The 20475-nt window shown below is 40.2% G+C and carries 12 protein-coding genes; all 12 read right to left on the bottom strand.

Annotated elements, in window-relative coordinates:
- Nucleotides 1-51: 51 nt before the first annotated feature.
- On the bottom strand, nucleotides 52-711 hold the full coding sequence (locus tag ACIQAA_RS08060; RefSeq protein WP_402617442.1) for a YesL family protein: 660 nt from the start codon (nucleotides 709-711) through the stop codon (nucleotides 52-54).
- Nucleotides 712-967: 256 nt separating this feature from the next.
- Entirely contained in the window at nucleotides 968-1891 is a 924-nt protein-coding gene (locus ACIQAA_RS08065; RefSeq protein ID WP_402617444.1) for an ROK family protein, read from the bottom strand.
- 15 nt (nucleotides 1892-1906) lie between these two features.
- A complete protein-coding gene (locus ACIQAA_RS08070) occupies nucleotides 1907-2812 on the bottom strand; it encodes an ROK family protein (protein ID WP_402617447.1) in 906 nt (301 codons plus the stop codon).
- Nucleotides 2813-3077: 265 nt separating this feature from the next.
- Nucleotides 3078-5360: a glycoside hydrolase family 3 N-terminal domain-containing protein gene (locus tag ACIQAA_RS08075; RefSeq protein WP_402617450.1), complete on the bottom strand. Its 2283-nt coding sequence runs from the start codon at nucleotides 5358-5360 to the stop codon at nucleotides 3078-3080.
- Between the two features lie 51 nt (nucleotides 5361-5411).
- Nucleotides 5412-8531, bottom strand: a complete 3120-nt coding sequence (locus tag ACIQAA_RS08080; protein WP_402617881.1) for an alpha-mannosidase — start codon at nucleotides 8529-8531, stop codon at nucleotides 5412-5414.
- A gap of 115 nt (nucleotides 8532-8646) precedes the next feature.
- Nucleotides 8647-11643: an endo-beta-N-acetylglucosaminidase gene (locus tag ACIQAA_RS08085; protein WP_402617453.1), complete on the bottom strand. Its 2997-nt coding sequence runs from the start codon at nucleotides 11641-11643 to the stop codon at nucleotides 8647-8649.
- A 409-nt stretch (nucleotides 11644-12052) separates the two neighbouring features.
- Entirely contained in the window at nucleotides 12053-13465 is a 1413-nt protein-coding gene (locus ACIQAA_RS08090) for a glycoside hydrolase family 1 protein (RefSeq protein WP_402617456.1), read from the bottom strand.
- A gap of 47 nt (nucleotides 13466-13512) precedes the next feature.
- On the bottom strand, nucleotides 13513-15018 hold the full coding sequence (locus tag ACIQAA_RS08095) for a response regulator transcription factor (protein ID WP_402617459.1): 1506 nt from the start codon (nucleotides 15016-15018) through the stop codon (nucleotides 13513-13515).
- Nucleotides 15011-16804: a sensor histidine kinase gene (locus ACIQAA_RS08100; RefSeq protein WP_402617462.1), complete on the bottom strand. Its 1794-nt coding sequence runs from the start codon at nucleotides 16802-16804 to the stop codon at nucleotides 15011-15013. Before ACIQAA_RS08100 ends, ACIQAA_RS08095 begins: the two co-directional genes overlap by 8 nt.
- Before the next feature lie 149 nt (nucleotides 16805-16953).
- Nucleotides 16954-18411: an ABC transporter substrate-binding protein gene (locus ACIQAA_RS08105; RefSeq protein ID WP_402617464.1), complete on the bottom strand. Its 1458-nt coding sequence runs from the start codon at nucleotides 18409-18411 to the stop codon at nucleotides 16954-16956.
- A gap of 24 nt (nucleotides 18412-18435) precedes the next feature.
- Nucleotides 18436-19314 carry a carbohydrate ABC transporter permease gene (locus ACIQAA_RS08110; protein WP_402617884.1) on the bottom strand — a complete coding sequence of 293 codons (879 nt, stop codon included), beginning with the start codon at nucleotides 19312-19314 and terminating at the stop codon, nucleotides 18436-18438.
- A 161-nt stretch (nucleotides 19315-19475) separates the two neighbouring features.
- Complete coding sequence (locus ACIQAA_RS08115; RefSeq protein ID WP_402617467.1) at nucleotides 19476-20405, bottom strand: ABC transporter permease; 930 nt, start codon at nucleotides 20403-20405, stop codon at nucleotides 19476-19478.
- Between the last annotated feature and the right edge of the window lie 70 nt (nucleotides 20406-20475).

Here is a 20475-nt window from a genome sequence, read left to right on the forward strand (position 1 = left end):
TATTTTTTATATATTTTGTTACCGATAACAAACATAAATGCGAATATTCAATTAAATTTTAAAACCAACTATTTTTTTCATGTTCGTACTGGGTGTTAAGTATGCTGTTTGTTTTACTTGAATTTTATTAAACGACCGCATTCCAATCCACATCAATGGAAAGGAAACAATGGTTGTACCGGCAAAGACAAACACAACCGGGAGATAGAGGAAAAGATAATATGAAACTACTAAACTTACCAACATTAAAAACGTTTCAAGAGGACGGGCGAAAACGATTAAAAAGCTTTGTTTAAAATAGTTTAGTTTCGACAGGTTGAAATGAACATAAACGGGAAGTAAAAATAGCCCCATAAGTATGTAGAGAAAACCTGCGATCAATACGAAGATACGAATAATATCCATATGTAATTCGGTATTTACTATACGAAGGTCGAAATAAAGAAATAGACCTAGTAAGAAATAAACGAGACCTAATAGATTTGTTTCTATAAAATATGACTTATAGGAGTCTACAAATGTACGAAAAATCGGGACATCATTCTCCTTCATATGCCATTTTCGAATAACTGAAAACACAGATGTTGTTGCTGGCATCACACCGAATATTACCAACCCAGCAAGGGTAAATACGACCCATAAACAATGGAGATACATGGCTTTCGCAAGCAAATCGCCTACTCTATACAAAACCTTCCCTAAGCCATTCAATGGCTTCACCCCCCGAAAAATGAATAAAATAGCATGGACAAGTATCACCCGTTTAACAACCGTAATGGCGCCTTTTATTTGTATACATCATCTTATCAACATCATTAATAATGTTATCGGTAATTCAATTGTAACATTTTAAAAATGAGATAGTCAATAATTTTTTGATATTATCAAATTTTTAGAATTTATTAGTCGAATAAAGGCTGTTAGAAACCTTTATTTACATTTTTCAGCCTTTTTATTTAGTATTGAGCTATGATATTAGATTTCTATTAGAGAGAGGCACTCTCAAGAAATGAAATAATGCGCCAATTAAGTTAGCATCGTTATCAAATTGACAGGCTTCAACCGTAATATCGAGCGTAGAGATTTCATCCTTCAAATGCCGCAGCTCCTGATTGATCCCTTCAATCACTTCCGGCCGCTTGCTAATTCCCCCGCCGATCAGAATTTTTTTCGGATCTAGTGCATATTTCAAATTATAAATACCTACTGCCAGCTTTTTGTAAAAATAGGCAAGGGATTCTTTCGCAACGAGGTCTCCCCCTTCAGCCAAACGAAATACATCTTCCCCATTTAATGTTCCTTTAGCAAGTGATTTTCTCACTTCCACTTCTTCTACAAGCGCATGTGTAGAAGCAACCTTGCTCCAGGTCGATTGCAGTGGATTCATCTGCACTGGATTCCCCGTAATCATGTAGCCAAACTCCCCACCGTGAAGCGTTGCTCCACGCAAAATCGTTTGATTGATAACAATGCTTCCTCCAATTCCTGTCCCAATGACAATACAAATATAGTAATCCGTTTCTTTCGCCCGACCAATCCATCCTTCTGCCAATGCCGCACAGTTTGCATCATTTTCAATTGATACGAAAAGACCTGTTTTCTCCTTCAGCAAGTCAGTCAGGCATACGCCGTGGATATAGGGAATCGCACTTGCCCCGCCGATAAAACCTCGATAGACGTCTACTGCACCCGGAGAACTTAAGGCAATCCCTTTGATATCAAATAAACTTCTATAGTGCATTACAATGTCGGTAATATTCTGCAGAAATACTTCTAGTCCCGCCCTAGGAGTAGGAATCTTCCCGCTTTCAAGTTTCATTGCTTCATCATTCATAACCGCATATTTAATATATGTGCCGCCAATATCAAATACCATATAAGCCTTCATCATCCACCTCACCCCTTATTAAAACGATACTTGTTGTGTCAACAATGCGGCTCCGATTATGCCTGCTTTTGTCCCCAACGAGGCACATTCAATTTGCACCTTATTCCGCAGCTGCGGATATAGATAATCATTTACTTTTTCAAGCAGGGGAGTCATGATATATTCCTTTGATTGCATAACTCCGCCGCCCAAAACAATAATGTGCGGGTCAATAGTATGAACAATATTCGAAATCCCTTTTGCTAATGAAGTAAGCATTTGGTCAACAATCTCTATCGCCTCAGGGTTCCCTTCATTTGCAAGTGCAAATACTTCTCCTGCATGCCCGTTGGTCCCTAATCGTTGATTTCCCTGCTGCTTCAAGGCAGTACCACTGGCCAAGGTTTCCAAGGAGCCGATATTTAGTGCATGATGCGGCGGTCCGTCGCGATCTATAATCATGTTCCCCACTTCACCGGCACAGAAATGCGCGCCTTGAATTAATTGATGGCGAAAGACATACCCACCGCCGACGCCGGTACTAACAGTCAGATAAAAAACAGACTCTTTCCCTTTTCCTGCACCCAATACCGCCTCAGCAAGTGCGGCTGCATTTGCATCATTATCAAGGACAACTTTTTTATGTAATGCCTTTTCTAGCATGTCCACTAATGGGATATTATCCCACCCAGGCAGATTGTTTGGACTTAAGATTAAGCCTTGCTTTACATCTAAAGGACCAGGGGAACCAATTCCTATGGCCTCAATGTTTCGTTCCCGCATGATTTTCTCACAAAGCTGAATCATTTGATCGATGACATAATAAGGACCTTTTTCACTCTCTGTTTCTACATTCATTTCTTCCACCAGCCGACCTTCGTATGTTACGACCGCGACCCTTAAATTTGTTCCTCCTAAATCAATTCCTAAAAGGTATTTTTCCATTTCATTCCATTTCCTTTCTGCTGTATGAATAGATTTACTAGTTTTAAGCCCTGCTCGATTACTTAATTAGAAGCCATTATTTTCAGGCAGCAGTTTATACCATCTTCCTGATTTCTTAATCATCCGCTATAAATTGTTCTTTAGTTCTACTTCTGTTAATCCCTATCGATTTTATTAAAGGACCAACCCGCAACAAGTTAGTCCTTTTACTTTTAATGTCTAGCAATTCAGTAATTGATTTTTTCCCGATTATCCCAGCACTAAATCAATGTATTTTCAGGGTGTCTGATAAAAAGTCGACAGGATTTCCAACTTCAATTTCAAAACTTCCAGGCTCTAACCGATATTTATTTTGACTGTTAAAAACCTGTAGTTCTTCCATCCCCATCTCAAAAACTACTATCTTTGTTTCACCAACGGAAAGCCATACCTTCTTAAAACCTTTTAATTCCTTTACCCTTCTTGTTATACTCGAGCCCTTTCCTTTCAGATAGAGCTGAATCACATCGTAGCCATCATACTTCCCGTTATTGGTCACTTCTACGGAGATCGTGAACTTTTCCCCTGCCAGCAGTTGGTCAGAAGAAATTGTCTTTCGCGCAGCCCGAAGATTTTCATAGGTAAATTCGGTATAAGAAAGTCCATAACCAAACGGATATAATGATTGTCCAGTCATATCGAAATAGTCCTTTTTGTATCCCCCCTCCTTGTAATTATAGAAAACAGGAAGCTGCATAGAGGACCTTGGAATTGAAACAGGCAGGCGTCCACTTGGGTTGATTTCTCCAAATAAAACCTCTGCTATAGCTTGACCGCCCATTTGTCCTGGATACCAAGCACTTAATACAGCCGGGACATGTTCTGCAATCCATGGTATCGCATGTGGTCTCCCTTGTATCAGCACCACGACTGTCGGGGTTCCCGTTTCCATCACCTTTTGCAGCAGTTGGAGCTGTTCGCCGCCTAATTCCAAATCGGCTACATCTACATTTTCGCCGCAATCCATTTCTTCCTCGCCTGTTGTATTGACTACGGCCCCGTTTAGGTCAAATTGAGCATCAAAATTCCTTGCACTTGAACCTCCTAAAACAACGATGGCAACATCTGAACTCCTAGCAAGTCGAACGGCCTTTTCCATTTCCTCCGAGTTGGCAGAACGAATGCCACAGCCTCTTTCGTATGTCACTTCTGCCTCTTTTGCTAATGAAGAAATCCCTTTCAGGACAGTGATGACACTGCCTTCCCGTTGGAATGGCGTATAATCGCCAAGCTGATTATAAATAGCATCTGCATTAGGGCCAATGACCGCGATTTTTTCAACATTCTTTTTGAGCGGCAGAATCCCTTCATTTTTTAACAAAACAATCGACTGGCGGGCTGATTCAAGATTGATGTTTTCTTTTTGTTTCATATTTTGCGGTTCTATTTCTTCCACATAAGGTTGTTCAAACAATCCCATTTTGAATTTGAGCGTCAAAACTCTTCTTACGGCGTCATTAAGCCTTTCTTCACTGACAAGGCCGGTTTCGATAGCTTTTTCTAATTTCGTAAACACATCATCCCACAGGCTTATATCCACCCCGTTTTCAAGGGCTAATGCAGCCGCTTTTTCATGGCTTTGGGTTAATTGGACCAAATTGTCAAGTGCACAGCCATCAGCCATAACCGCTCCCTTAAACCCGAATTCCTCCCGTAATATATGATTGAGAAGATAGCCGTTAGAATGGCAGGGAATTCCGTCAATTTCATTGTAGGCTGCCATACAGGCAAGAGCACCTGATTGGATGGCTGCGACCATCGGTGGCAGGTGAATTTCCCTCAATTCCCTTTCGCCTATGGAAGCCGGTGCAGCATTCTTTCCTCCTAAGCCGTTTCCCTGAGCCGCAAAATGTTTTAAAACAGCAATCATTTTCCCCGCAGGAATACTGTCGCTTTCTTCCCCCTGTATCCCTTTTATTACAGCCTCCGTTAATCTGGAGGTGAGATAAGGATCTTCACTGAAGCATTCCTCTGATCTTCCCCATCTTGGATCACGCAGGATATCGAGTGTCGAAACGAGTGCCAAATGGGCACCTTTTGCCCTGATTTCTTCGGCAACAGCTGCCATCAGTTCTTCGTGCAATTCAGGATTCCATGTCGCACCGACACCCAAATTGACTGGCGTAATCATGCTGTCTAAACCTTGATGACCGTGAGAGCTTTCTTCTGAAAGAAGGACAGGAATTCCTAATCTAGTGTGCTCCTTTACATATTGTTGAATCATATTGGCCACTTCAGCGCTCTGATTTTCTGTTATGCCATTTTCATAATTGACGGCTGACCAGGGATCAGAACGGAACAGTCCGTACAAGACTCCAATCCCCTCCCCAAATTGAACATGTTCTTTAAATTTTTTAGTCAGTTCATACCCAGTGTCTGTTTTCCTGTAAACTTCCCAGCCATACAGCTTCTGGTTCACCTGGCCCACTTTTTCCTTTAAGGTCATGCTTGCCAGTAATGTGTCTACTCTTTCAGAGATTGTTTCGTTTGCAGTATTGGAATGTACCATTTTTTCACCTAACTTTTACTTTGATTGGCTGTTATTCTTACTTGCTTCTATCTATAACGTTACTAAAATCGTTTTTACTTCAAATGGCTTTAGCGATGAGGATAGGTTATTTCCTTGAACTGTAACGCACGCTTGTTTCTCTTCCAAAAGGTTGGCTTCATGTGCAGAAGTTACCGGCCTAGTCAAAGACAAATGAACCTTCTCTCTGCCGCCGCTAGATTCATACATTCTTAACACAAGACCCGTGCGATCCTCTGACTGCTTCACTGTATCAAGAATCACCTGTTTGGATTCAGTCTCAATAAAGGAATGGGAATTTGCCAGACTTCCCTGATGAGCAGAAGCCACAAAAACATTCACAGGGTGATTCAATTCATAGCCCTGATTTACAACTTCTGCTTTTCTCCAATCACCTTCATGAGGGAAAAGAGAATAGGTAAATTCATGTGGTCCTATGTCTGCTCCCTGGTCAGGCCATTTAGGTGCACGCAACAAGGATAAACGCAAAACATTCTGTTTCACATCATAGCCATACTTGCAATCATTCAATAGACTGACGCCATAATTGGCTTCAGAAAGGTCGGCAAATCGGTGACCGCATACTTCAAATTGTGCTTTTTCCCAGCTAGTATTCGAATGTGTCGCTCTTTCCACTGAACCAAATGGAATTTCAAATGTAGCCTTGTAGCTGACCACATCAACAGGGAAAGCAACTTTTAATAATTTGTGCTTCTCCTGCCAATCGACTTTGGTTTGGAAATCGATCCTTTTGCTGTGGTGGTAAAGAATCATATCCTGTTCGATTGTAGATTGAGACAGCTGCCACTTAAATCGAATGACGTCCTTCGTGGTCCCTCTTTGAATACCTTGTTCAACCAGCACAACACTTTCGGCCGGCTGATTTTCGAATTCCGGATCGATATCCCATGCATCCCAAAGAAGCGGACGGTCATGGAAAAGCTGGAACTGATTGGCGGCAGCTCCTTCCTGCAACACTTCGCGCTTTGCACCTTTATCATAAAGGCGGGAAATTTCACCCTTTTCATTCCATTCAACCACGTAATGTTCAGTATCCCATTCGTGCGGCATATCCTGTTGAGCGTGAATGACTTGTTTCCCACTATCCTTTAACCAAATAGTTTTGTAGCCCATCTCCGGAATATCCGAAACATGAACGGATAATTCTATTTGTCCGTCCTCCCTTAGAATCAAATCTGTTGGGAGTTCCTCTCCATCCTTATTTACCGCACATTTTCCGTCCAATTCAGATCCGCCGACAATCTTAACACTTTCAGATCTCATCCAGGATAAACTGTTAAAAAGGATTATCGGAACCCCGTTGCCCTCAGTGTTAATTTCTGCTTCCAAAGCATGTAAGGCGTCCTGTCTTACCTTCTCTCCGTATTCAAAAATCTCCTTGTAATCAGATTCTGAATCTACGTATACCTCCGGAACAGACGATCCCGGAATAATATCATGAAATTGGTTAAGGAGAAGTAGTTTCCAGCCCTCTTCCAATGATGAAGGCTGGCCTGTTGCTTTAGCGAAGTTTGCAGCAAAACTGCTCCAAATTTCAGCATCCCGGTACAGGACTTCCGCCTGCCGATTCCACTTCTTGTTTCTGGCATGTGTCGTGTACGTTCCCCGGTGAAGCTCTAAATACATATCTCCGACCCATGAAGGCAGCTGCGGGTTGGCTTCATTTATACCATCGAAGAATTCATGTACTGTACTGTTCACTACAGCCGGAAGGCCAGGAAGAGAAGATGAACGATCAATATAATCAATCATTTCTTGCGTAACACCGCCGCCGCCATCTCCATGTCCATAGAGAAGCATTTGTTTTGGATAGACATTCTTCTGCTTAAAACTCTCCCAATGGTCTTTGACTTCCTTTGGATGAGTATATTCATTTACTCCATGATTTAGATAAGAAAGAATCCGGGTTCCATCGATCCCTTCCCAGTAAAATAAATCATATGGAAATGGATTTGTATCATTCCAATTCATTTTGGTAGTCATAAAGTAGTCAATTCCTGCACCCTTTAACAATTGAGGCAAGGAGGCACAATATCCAAAGGTATCAGGAAGCCATTCAATTCTTGGCCGTACACCAAATTCCTCTTTGTAAAATTTCATTCCATACAACAGCTGACGGACTAATGATTCACCGGATGGCATATTTAAATCAGGCTCTACCCACATGCCTCCCACTACTTCCCAGCGCCCTTCTGCGATATGCCTCTTCACCCTTTTATAGATGTCTGGGTAATGCTCTTTCACAAATTCATAGGCCTGCGGCTGGCTTTGTGCATATGTAAAGTTCGGATTTTCTTCAAGTAAAGTACTCATCGTCGAAAATGTTCGGCTGCATTTGCGAACAGCTTCCTTCACCGGCCACAACCATGCCAAATCAATATGAGACTGACCTACCATTAAAATTTGGCCCTGATGGCTGGCCAAAGTGGATAGTGTTTTCTTTAAATCTTCCTCGACTTCTGTCACCCATGATTCTTTCGATAAGGCTTCAAACTTTTCAAACAGAATTTTATGTTCAACCTCAGTCAAAGCCTCTATGATTTTGTAACGTCCCATGTCACCTTCCGGCAGCAATTTCGCAGCCTCAAAGTAAGCTTTTACAGTTGCCAATAGACTTTGGACAGCAGTATTCGGCAACTCGAGGCTCCCTTTCAAGAGGGTAAGGGGAGGCGGGGCATATTCGGCTGGTTCATTCTGATAATTTAATTCATCAAGCGTTTGGCCTGCATAATTAAATAACTCTATTTTAATGTTGATTGTTTCTTTTCCCCGTACATACTCCGGAAACGGTACATAGCTTCGATTCCGGTCAATCCCATGATAGGGCATACCATCTATTGAAACCAATGCCTCATGGAGAGTCCTGCCCCCTTTTAAGCCTGGAAGAAAAGTGAGACCAAATGGCCGATTCCGCCACTGTAGTGGTATCGATACTTCTTTTTCCAAAAACATTGTCGTGCCTAAATCGATTAACCAATCCCCTTCATTAATAAGGAAAGTTTCCTCTGAATCAAATTCATATTTTCCCGGTTCACTATAAAAGCCTCGCTGTGCACGCCAATCCTTGATCTGGACGGTCCCCAATATCTGGTAATTCGATAATTGCTGAATAAATCGATGTATTCTCTCCAAAGTCAAAGCTGTTTCCTCCTAAGCTATTAATCTTACAAAAATACAAAGAGTATGGCAGATCGTAGTGTATCCGCCATACATCCATATAGGTAATTATTTCAATAACGCCAGCCTATTACTCTGACCATACTCTTACAAAATAGTCCGCACTAGCTTTTAACCTATTCTTTGTGTCTACCGATACATCCTTAAATAGATTTTGATCTACGGTAACTCTTAATTTTTCCAAGTGAGTTACCGCCTGCTCCAAGCGGCCGCCGTCATAATGTTGTTTTGCCGTGTTTAATGTATCTACTAATTTTTCACTAGCTTCCAAGCTTATTTCTTCTTTCTCAACCAATCCGTTGATAACACCATAAAGGTCATCCAAGGACATTCTGACAATTGTACTGGCTTTATTGCCTGAATAGTCTTGAATCACAAATTCAAGGATACTGTCTGTTGATTGAGTTTGGAATGTGAGTTGATTTAAATGTGTGCGTCCGCGAATAATATAAGGTTTACGTCCTTGACTGTATGTGGTATTAAACGTTTTGGCGACACCATTTTCGTAGACATACAGGTAGTGCCAATCTCTCGATTCTGGCAATTCCCACGTCACAGCATTTCCATTTATCGTTACTTTTTCAGCCGGATACGCTTCGATTGATTTATCAATAAATGTGCCGTTGTAGCTCACCCAATCATGATTGCCAATTTTGATTCTAAGATGATACTTATCCCCATTAATCGGCATATTGACAAGTTTCGCTTCGGTCTTGCCATTGTTAACGGTGATCGTTTTATTGACTGCTTTGGCATAGTCGTACTCGGTGGAAATTTCGACGGTGGTCTTTCCAGTTACATCCTCTGGATTCTCCCAAGAAATCACCATATCTCCGTTATCCGTTTGTGTTGCTTTAATAGAATGAACACCTTTTGTTAAATCGTATTCGACGACTGCTGGTTCACTTTCCTGACCATCGTGACTTACCGCTGTAAGAGAAATCTCACCAGTGAGCCCTTTTAGATTTTTAATATAAAATACTTCATCATAAATTCCGCCAACATAAGCTCCATTGTTATAGATATTGTATTGCTTGACTTCATCATATTCTTTTAGATCCCATGAAATATACATTTCATTAGAATCACGGAGTGCTTTTGTTATTTGCAGATCTGTTGGTGCTTTTGGTTCCTCAATTGATCCATCGCTAATCTTTACTTGCCCAATATTCATCTGGTAATCTTCAATAGCTGCATCACCATTATCAAAAACGAGCCCAAATGCAGCAATCTCTTTTCCGACGTATGGAGACAAGTCAAGGTCTGCTGTTACCCAGCCATCAGTCTGTTTACCGGAGTTTGGTACTGCTACTTTAACAACCTCTTCAGGAGAGTCCTTAAAGAGTAAACCGATACTCATAACGGATGCGTCATCTTGAGATGCTTTTTGATACGTAACCGAAAATTTGGAACTGTCTTTTACCTGTAAATCAGTCTTATAGAGGCGTAAAAAGTTTTCAGCATCTAATGTGCCGTTAACCACTAATGAGTTACCGCCATTATAAGCGCCAATCTTTTCATAATCGAATCGTTCACCAGCATTGTAATCAGGGCCAAAATCAAAATCTACCTGCAGAGGGGTGCCTGTCGTTTCAAGCCACCACTGCCACGAAACAGGAATATCCTGAATATTGATATTGGACCATTCGTCTGAATTGCTGACTTCGCCATCAACATAATAGTCTAATCCGCGGCCCATATTAAAATTGGAAACAAAGTTAGCACCATTAATGACGCTGCGTTCCGCAATATACGCGGCAACGCCATCCCAATTGTCCCCTTTTGCTGCTACATCGGACAGGTTAGTGGCAGCATTTCTGCCAGTGTTGGCTGGATCCAGATTCGGGCCAGTCCACCATGCACGATCACGGATGAACGACATCCATTGATAATCGCTGTTATTTCGACGCATGGTATCTTCCCCGCCAAGATCCTCATCTAATCCATGATGGGTAAAGTCTGCTCCCAGCAATGCAATACTATTCATTGGTTTTCCGTTATCGTCCAAATTATTTCGGAGATCGTTCCGATGTTTATTAAACCGGTCGCCGCCAGCTTCAACACCTGCAAACACCGATTCTAGAGGATCTAAACCTAGACTCTCTGCATGTGCCTTTGAGTTTGTCATTTTGTTTTTATTCCAAAGGTAATTCAAGAAAATCGAATGAGCAAGATCGCCATATTTCGGATCCCTTAGAAATGGACTATTAACCGCTGTGAATTCATTTTCATACCTGGTTCTGCCAGTTTCATTATGGACAGAATCATACCATTGGACATATACACCGCTATCTCTTAAAACCTTTAAAAACTCTTTATACGTAGGAATATCTTTCACTGCTACCCCTGAAGACTCTTCCTGATTAAAGAAATACCCGTCAAAACCATAATAATCGGCCATTTCAATCAATTTTTCAGCAACAGGGAAGTTTCCATCCTTGTCCTTAACAAGCATTTGTGTATAGGTTTGCGGTCCCCTGTCATTACTTGAGAAGAAAATGACGGCAAGAGATTTTACCCCGTTTTTATGAGCAGCATTCGTATAAGCTGGATTGGGGATATTTAATACACCAAATTCAAACCATCTTTCATACCAAGGAAGACTAGGATTATATAAATCTTTCGGAACATCGGCTGTTGCCATACCATGCCAGTAGGAATAATAGTCTGTATACTGCCAGTATGGAAACGTGTATTCACCAAATTTATTCGTATAGGCTGTACTATCCATAAATGAATTCCCATAATCCCCGGCTAGGTTAAACATTTGTGTTTCAGGGCTCAATTCAGGGTTTGCCTGTGTGGCGGTGAAAGCTTCATTCCGTTCTTGTAATGGCACTTTTGCTCTGAGCATTTCTGCAAATTTATCTGTTTTTGGATTCCATTCGATAATGTCATTTGCTGTATACCCATGCTGGGTAGGCTGACTTACTCCGGCTGAACTGTCTCCCGTATACGGCAGTGTGTCACCGGCCAAAGCCGTCGTTGAAAAGCTAGTCTGTAAGGCCAAAAGCATAGAAGCACTGACGATTAATGATTTTTTAGTTTTTCCCAATCGAGAATACATCCATTTTCCTCCCCTTTTTGTTAAGTGCTAACAATTTGTTCGTACTGACTTACTCATGGAAGTTAATTATGCTCTCGCTGTTACTTAAAACATCTGTATAATGACTACTATATAAAGCTTAAAAGACAGATTACTTGGTAAGCTTCTTCTCCTCCTTCGAATGACATATTTTCATATAAAGACCATCCCGTGTAAGCCTTTACATTATTTTAGCAAGTTTTACCTTACCAACCTATTGGGGAAAACATAGATTCATTGGACAAAATAAAGAACACTTTCCTTCATGAACAGGAAGGGAAAAAAATGTAGGTTGTTAAGTATTTTTTAATATCAATAGCGGCAAAAAAAACGCACCACTTAAATGAGTGGTACGTTTTTAAAAAAGTTATAAAAATTTATCCTGCTAGACTTAAAATCCATTGTTTTCGGCCAACCTCTTATACCATCTGCCCGATTTCTTAATGGTACGGTTTAAATCGTTTTTTAAATCTACCTCTACCAATCCATAGCGGTTCTTATAGGAATTAGTCCAGGACCAATTATCCATGAATGTCCAAATATGGTATCCAAGACAATTCGCCCCTTCCTGAATACCTTTATGAACCCATTTTAAGTGCTCACGAACAAAATCAATCCGGTAATCATCCTCAATGAATCCTTCTTGATTGTGAAATTTCTCCTCGCCTTCGACACCCATGCCATTTTCGGAGATAAAGAAGGGGATATTATCATAATGGTCACGAAGATCGATCATAATATCATAAATGACCTCTTCACAAATCTCCCAACCGCGGTGTGGGTTGATTTTCCGTCCGGGCATGATATAGGGGTCAAAGAGATGTTCTGGCATAAACGCAGCATCCTCCGGCACTGGCTCCGACTTTGCTTTAACGCGGCGGGGCTGATAATAGTTTACTCCTAATAGATCGATGAGATTATCTTTTATTACTTCCAAATCGCCCGCCTCTACGGTTGGAAGCAGATCTCTTTCCTTTAAAATTTTTACCAAGTCAGCAGGATACTCCCCTTTTGTGACTGGATCTAAGAAACTACGGTTAAAGAATAAATCGGAAATCTGGGCCGCTTTCACATCTTCGCTATTCTCGCTTTTTGGATAGGATGGTGTTAAGTTCAGGATAATGCCGATCTTGCCCTCTAGATTTAACTTTTTAAACGCCCCTACTGCCCTCGCATGTGCAACGATCGTATTGTGAGCAACTTGTGCCCCCCGTCTAAAATCGACTATATTAGGATAATGCCAATTATATAAATAGCCTGCCTCAACAGGAACAATGGGCTCATTAAAGGTAAACCAATATTTCACACGATCGCCAAATAAGCGAAAGCAGTTTTGCGCATAATTCACATAGGCGTCTACGACTTCCCTGCTTTCCCATCCTCCTTTTTCTTGCATGCACATCGGCATGTCGAAATGATATAAGTTTATAAATGGCTCGATATCATTTGCCAATAATTCATCGATGACTTGATTGTAAAAGGCAACCGCTTTCACATTTATTTCACCTGTTCCATCCGGAATTAATCGTGACCATTGAATCGAGGTCCGGAATGAGTTATGGCCCGTTTCTTTCATCAGCTGTATATCCTGTTTAAAGCGATGATAGAAACCGGATGTGTTCTCCGGACCTACACCATTATGGAAACACCCAGGTTCGATGCTATACCAATAATCCCAGATGCTTGGTTTTCTTCCATCTATCAGCGCAGCCCCTTCTGTTTGCGGACCGGACGCTGCACTTCCCCACCAAAAGTTATCCGGAAACTGGTGCTGGATGTTCTGTTCAAATCTAGCTTTTCCCATTGTGATCACCCTCTTTTTTAAAGTAAATGGCACACGCTTAGGAGACGTTAAATTTTCCTCCACTCACTCGGTGTAGTGCCAACAATTTTCTTAAATTGTTTATAAAAATAAGTAGTATCAGAATAGCCTACCTTCTTACCGATTTCTCCTGCCTTATAATGGGTTGTTTTCAGCAGCTCCTTCGCCTTTTCCAATCGGTAGCGATTGAGGTATTCAGAAAAGACGACCCCTGCCTCTTTTTGAAACAATTGCCCCAGATAAATGGCATTAACATGAAACTGCTGCCCCAGTGTTTTTAATGACAGCCCTTCATGATAGTGAGTATGGATATACTGAAGAACATTTTGCACAATCGGGCTTCGCAAATAAACATGATTATGAATCGTCAGGATCAATTCATAACAATATTCAGTCAAAATTGTCTTCATCTGCCCGATATCCGAGCTATACACGAGTCGTTCAACAGCAGCAGTATAAAGCGATAGATCTTCCGGCTGTAAGGAGTAATGAATATAAGAAATTAAATCAAATGTATATTTCTTCGCCACTTGTGGGGAAATGATCTTTGCTTTTTGTGTTAAATCCTTAAAATATAAATCTATCAATTCCAACGATTCTTCATCTGCATTCATAAGCCGTTTAACGATCATATCTTTAAATTCTTGCTGCCGTTTTACTTCCTCCTGACGATCGATTGGTTGTTTATCTGAAATAAGCACATTAGGTTCTAAATATAACTGCAGGGAGCTATGTTCCCTTGCGTGGGTAAAACTATTTTCCCATCCATCAATCACACAAACAGGCTTTCCCATCGCCAAATAGAATAAGCCTGTTCCTTGTCGTTCCTCGCGGAGGTTTTCAACAAGGCTTTGGTTTTGCTTGACCAACTCCTCTTTACTTCCACCACCAAAGACAATCACAAGCTCTTGGTTTGGACTATACAGACATAAGGCCGAGTACTGCTCCTCAATAAAGCTTCGAAGTTCCTTAACAATCTTGGCATTTTGATAATTTTCAATACTTAAGATGGACACATTGTAAAACGGCTGGTTAACTTCTATCTTGTAAAATGCTAATCTCTCAAGAAAATCACGCCGGTCCATTTCACCCATTAAAAAGCTCCATAACGTATTATCCAACAGTATAGACGTTTCCTGGGACTTACTCCCAGCTGCTTCATTCTTTAATTTTCGTCCCACCGTTTGGAGTGTTGTCAATAATTCCTCTTCATCTACAGGCTTCGCCAAATAATTTTCAATACCTAATAACAGACCTTTTTTAATAAAGTCAAATTCTTGATAACCTGTTAAGACAATACTTTTAATCTCGGGCCGGATGTTCTTTACCTCTTGAATTAAATCAAGGCCGGACATTTCCCCCATTAAGATATCAGTGATGAGAATGTCGACGGGATACTGTTTGATATAGGCAAGAGCCTCCTCCCCGCTTTCGGCTGTATAGACAATTTCAAACCCGTAATCTTCCCAATCCAGGATTGCCGCCAGTCCTTTTGTGATAATAGGTTCATCGTCAGCCAACAGCACCTTAAACATGGTGAATCCCCTGAACTGGAATGGACAAAGTGACCATCGTTCCTTTATCTTTGCTGCTTTTTATCGAGATCCCAAACTGATTCCCATATCTTAGTTTCAAGCGTTGATGAATATTTCTTAACCCAATTGATTTCATTTCATCGCCCTCTTCACGATTAATATGTTGAACAATGTTAGCAAGGTCTTCCTCAGACATTCCCTTACCATTATCTTCTACACATATTTCAAATTCTTTGCCAAGATTGACCGCACGAATGGTTAATTCATTATCGTTCCGGTCCTTTCTAAACCCATGAATAAAATAATTTTCGATAATGGGCTGGAGGATGAATTTTTGAATAAGTGTTTGATCCAAATCATCGGGAACATCAAAATGAATCTGCAGTTTATCCGGGTGTTTAAACTGCATCAAGGTTAAATATTGTTTGACATATTCAATTTCGGTATAGAACGGTACAATCTCTTTTGATTCCAGCGAGTAGCGAAACAATCTGGATAAATGGAAAATCATTTTGCCCGAGGTTTTCGAGCCCTCCAAGACAGAAACCATTCTAATCGCTTCTAGTGTGTTATATAAGAAATGTGGATTAATTTGTGCTTGCAGTGCCTTTAAGTCCGCCTGTTGCTGTTTCATGTTGAGCAGGTAAAATTGTTCAATATAATTATTCAATTCATTTAACATGGAGTTGATATTAAACGCAATCTTTGATAGTTCATCTTCATGTTTGGATTCGGGAATCCTAGCATCCAAGTCTCCCTTTTCAACTTGGCGGATGGTCGAAACAATTCTATTAATTCGCCGCGAGTAATTTTGCATAAACGAATAAGAGATTAATATGGCCGCCAAAATGAGAACAATGATTACGACCCACATCGTTCCCCTTACAATTGATAATTTCCCCCACCCTTTATCGGGAATGATACCGACAAACGTATAATTACCTTTGTTGGCAATCGTGTTGATATAATACTTTTCAGCTTTATATTCAATTCTTGTTTCATTGGTTTCAAGCTTGACCTGGTCAACAAGAGCAAGCGGAACTCCTTCATTATATGAATAAACGATTTGGCCGTCGGAATCGATTAGAAAGAAAGAAGCCGGTGCCCCTTCATACCTTCTGACCATCTTATCCAAATGATCAGTAGAGTAAAATACGGAGATCTCCCCTATTTTTTCAAGACTAACCGGGTTATTAATGACAACCTTTTTAGTGATGGTATCTTTTAATTTCCGCCCTTTTGGCAGGACATCACCGCTTAAGCCTGAGTATCCCCTCGGGAACACATCGGCTGGTCGTTCCGGGTCAACAATGCTTTTGTTCCAGCGAAGATAATTATTGATAAGCAAATATTCAATCTCGGGACTATCCAGCGAGCGTAAGCTAATGGCGTTAATATCACTGTCTTGGCTAAAATAGCCATTAAAATAGGTATCCAGATTACTAGGAAAATAAGTGTCATCCTCCGAGAATCTATCAAGGCGGTATTCTAAATATTTCCCATACCCATTGTGAAGGGCGAAGGAAATATCATCGATTAGTTCACCTTGAACATAAATGTCTCTGATCGCTCTATTCATATCAGAATCTTTGGTAGAAAAGTAATCCTCTATCCGTTCCATGGTTCTCGTATTGAGGTTGACTTCCTTCTGAATAATTATTTCTGAGTAATAGTTTGTGATCGTCACAATTAAAATAATGACCGTCATGATAATGGTGATGGAAGAAGTTAAAAAGAGTCTGTTAAATATTTTTTGATGAAAACGGCTATTATGTTTCAACTTCATTTCGATTCCCTCTATTATGTTTAATTTTCTGTTTAATTTTAACACAATGGAAAGGATTGAAAACGCTAAACCTTCCACGCCGTTTACATTCATGGGATGTAATAAAATCAAGCTGGAATGATGTTCCACCCAGCTTGATACTTTCTTAATTATTCTTGTGAGCTTTTCCACTCATCATGTTGCTTTTGAATTTCTTTTAATACTTTGTCAACTCCAGCCTCTTTTAGCTTTTCGTTGAATTTTGGCAGGTATTCTTCCGGATCGACAGAACCGGTAGCTAATGCTGGATAGAACTCTTTCGAAATATTGGTAATTGATGCAAGTTCTGAACGAACTGGATCACTGTTAAATTTGAAACCAAGTGACGGTGCTTGTACAGCAGAGGCGTTAAACTCCTTGAATTTTTCCCATTTATCTTTTGGATCTTCTTTGTATAGATTTAAGATAAAGTGGTTACCTAAAGAATAGGATGGCATGTTATAGCTTTCGATACGAGCAGGCAAATCTTCAATGGTACCGTCATCATTCTTTTTGTAGTGTACACCTTCAATTCCTTTATCCACCAGGTTACGAAGATATGGGTCTGTGTTAAGCAAAGTTAAAAACTCCATTGCTTTTTCCGGATTTTTAGATGTAGCTGAAATAGCTTGAATGGAACCGGATACAGAATCATTTACAATCGTTGGTTGTTCAGATGGAACAGAGACTACTTCATACTTGGCAGAACGAGACCATAGTAAATCAGCATATGGCTGGGAACCGCCCATACGGACAAACCAGTTTTCTACATCCATTGGCCAGCTGTCTTTGCTTGTTGCCGCATCTTCTTTGAGATAGCCAGCCTTATAATATTTATTCATGGTTTTAAATTGTGTCATTGCAGCATCGGTATCAAATGGATTAATGACTGTGTCTGTGTCACCTTCAAATGGGAAGGCAAATGGCATTTCCGCATTGAAGACATAGTCAAAGCGTAAAGGTGCTTTAAATGTTGCCATTGGTGTAACACCAGATTCATTTTCTTTAATCGTTTTTAGCATCGGCTCAAGGTCTTGTAACGTTTTTACACTTGAAAGATCAAACTTATATTTGTCAACAAGTCGTTTGTTAAATGTATAAACATCTTGTCTGGCAACCTCTTTATTAGCAGGTATTCCGTAAAGTTTTCCATCAACCTTATTTCCTTCTAAGAAGTCCGGATTGATAACTTCTTTAAGGGCTTTACCTTCATTTTCTAATAGATCATCTATTGCCAAGAATGCACCTTTTTGGGCATTTTGAACATAGTCGGTACCATTTGTAAAAATAATATCAAATGGCTCCCCTGAATTTATCATGACTTGAGATTTTTGAGCCCAATCACCCCAGTCAATTTGTGTCATTTTTACTGTGGCATTAATTTTTTCCTTCGTATACTTGTTAACTTCAGCAAATACTTTCTCAGTATCTTTTTGTGGGGTTCCAATGGTGTACCATTTAATTTCATAAGGCTCACCATTTTTACCACTCTTTTCGCCTGTGGAGCTGTCTTTACTGCTGCAGGCAGATAAAAGGGTTCCAGCTGCAAGAACAGATGCGAGAATAATGCCTAATTTCTTTTTCTTCATGTTTTTTCTCCTCTTTCCTTTTGATTATTCTTTAACGCCGCCAATAGTTAGTCCGCTAATAAAATACTTTTGAAAGAACGGATAGGAGACTGCGATTGGTAATGTGGCGATAACAACCATTGCCATTTTGGCTGATTCCTGTGGAATCGTATCAAATAAACTTTGCTGCATTAAAGAAACATCGATATTTTGCCTCATAAATTCTAGGTTTGCCTCTATTTTCATCAGTAACGATTGGAGCGGCACCAGACTTGGGTCATCAATATAAAGTAATGCCGTAAACCAATCATTCCAGTAACCAAGCGTACTAAAAAGGGCAATCGTTGCAAGCCCTGGCAGGGACAGAGGAAAAACAATTTGGAAAAAGATCCTCCATTCACTTGCCCCGTCAATTCTTGCTGATTCCAAAATCGATTCGGAAACGGATTTTAAAAAGAATGTTCTCATGATAATGATATAAAAAGCATTCATAGCAAGGGGCAAAATCAATGCCCAAATCGTATTTTTCAACCCCAAAAATTGAGTCATAACAATGTAGGTTGGAACTAAACCGCCGCTGAAAAGCATCGTGAAAAAGGCAAGGAATGTAAAAAACCTTCTATATTTAAATTGCGGTCTTGAAATAGCATAAGAATAAAAACTAATCATCAATAAGCTTATTATTGTCCCAACGATGGTGATAAATATGGTTACACCATAAGAACGGAATAATTGTTCCTTCATACTCCATAAGTAATGATAGGCATCGATACTCCAATCTTTCGGAATGAGTTCAAACCCATTTCGAACAATACTTTCTTCACTGGTAAAGGAAATAATAATGACATAGATGAAAGGAAAGACACATAACAGTGTAAAAATCCCTAACAGCACACTTATAATAGCATTGACGGCTGGGTGCATGTCATGAGGATTTCTCCTCTTCTTCCTTTTAATCCCTGTCTCGATCTTCCCACCTTTGATTCGTTCCACTGGACGAGATATGGTGACAGATGTTTGTTCTAGTTCATTTGGCATATTGTTAGCCGCAGGGCGACTTTTCCTCCCTTCGTGAAAAACTTTTATTAAAACAATGCACTTTCCTCATCGACTTTTCTTACAATATAGTTTGTAATAATAACGAGCATGAAACCTACAGCTGACTGATAAAGCCCGGCTGCCGTACTCATCCCGATATCACCCAAGTTCATGAGACCCCGGTAGACGAATGTATCAATAACATTTGTTACCGAATAAAGGGCCCCTGAATCTCTTGGTACTTGATAAAACAAACCGAAATCCGAGTTGAAGATTCGTCCGATATTCATGATTGTTAAAATGATCATCAACGGCTTAAGCATCGGTAAGGTAACGTGCTTAATCTGCTTCCATTTGGAAGCGCCATCAATCATCGCCGCTTCATAATACGCTTTATCAATCCCGACGATTGCTGCTAAATAAACAATACTGCCGTAACCAATCCCTTTCCAAAGACTCATAAAGACAATGATAAAGGGCCAATATTTGGACTCGCTGTACCATGAAATCGGTTCTTTTCCGAACCAGCCAAGGACGTCGTTGACCAAGCCATAATCGGTACTTAAGAAGGTGAATACAAAATAGCTGCCGATAACCCACGAAATAAAATGCGGGAACAACATTCCAGTTTGGTAAAACTTGGACAGCCTCTTATTAACGAGCTCGCTTAGTAAAATAGCTGTTACAACTGCTGCCACTAGTCCCAGTACAATAAAGACAAGATTATACAAAATGGTGTTTCTTGTAATAACGAAGGCATCATTCGTACTAAACAAATATTTAAAGTTATCCCAGCCTACCCACTCACTAGTCATGACGCTGGCAAAAAAACCATCTGGATGAATGCGGAATTTTTTAAAGGCCAGAACCTGTCCGAACATTGGCAAATAAGAGAATAATAGCAGCCAGATCGTTCCAGGTAAAACCATAAGCAGCCAAATTCGATTTTTATATAGATCATCCCATAATCTTTTCATCCTTTTCCTCCTCTCACTTGATGTAAGCACTTCCATAATCTTATTTTATAGTTAATTGAGCCCTATTTAT

The sequence above is a fragment of the Neobacillus sp. NPDC093182 genome (assembly GCF_044754045.1).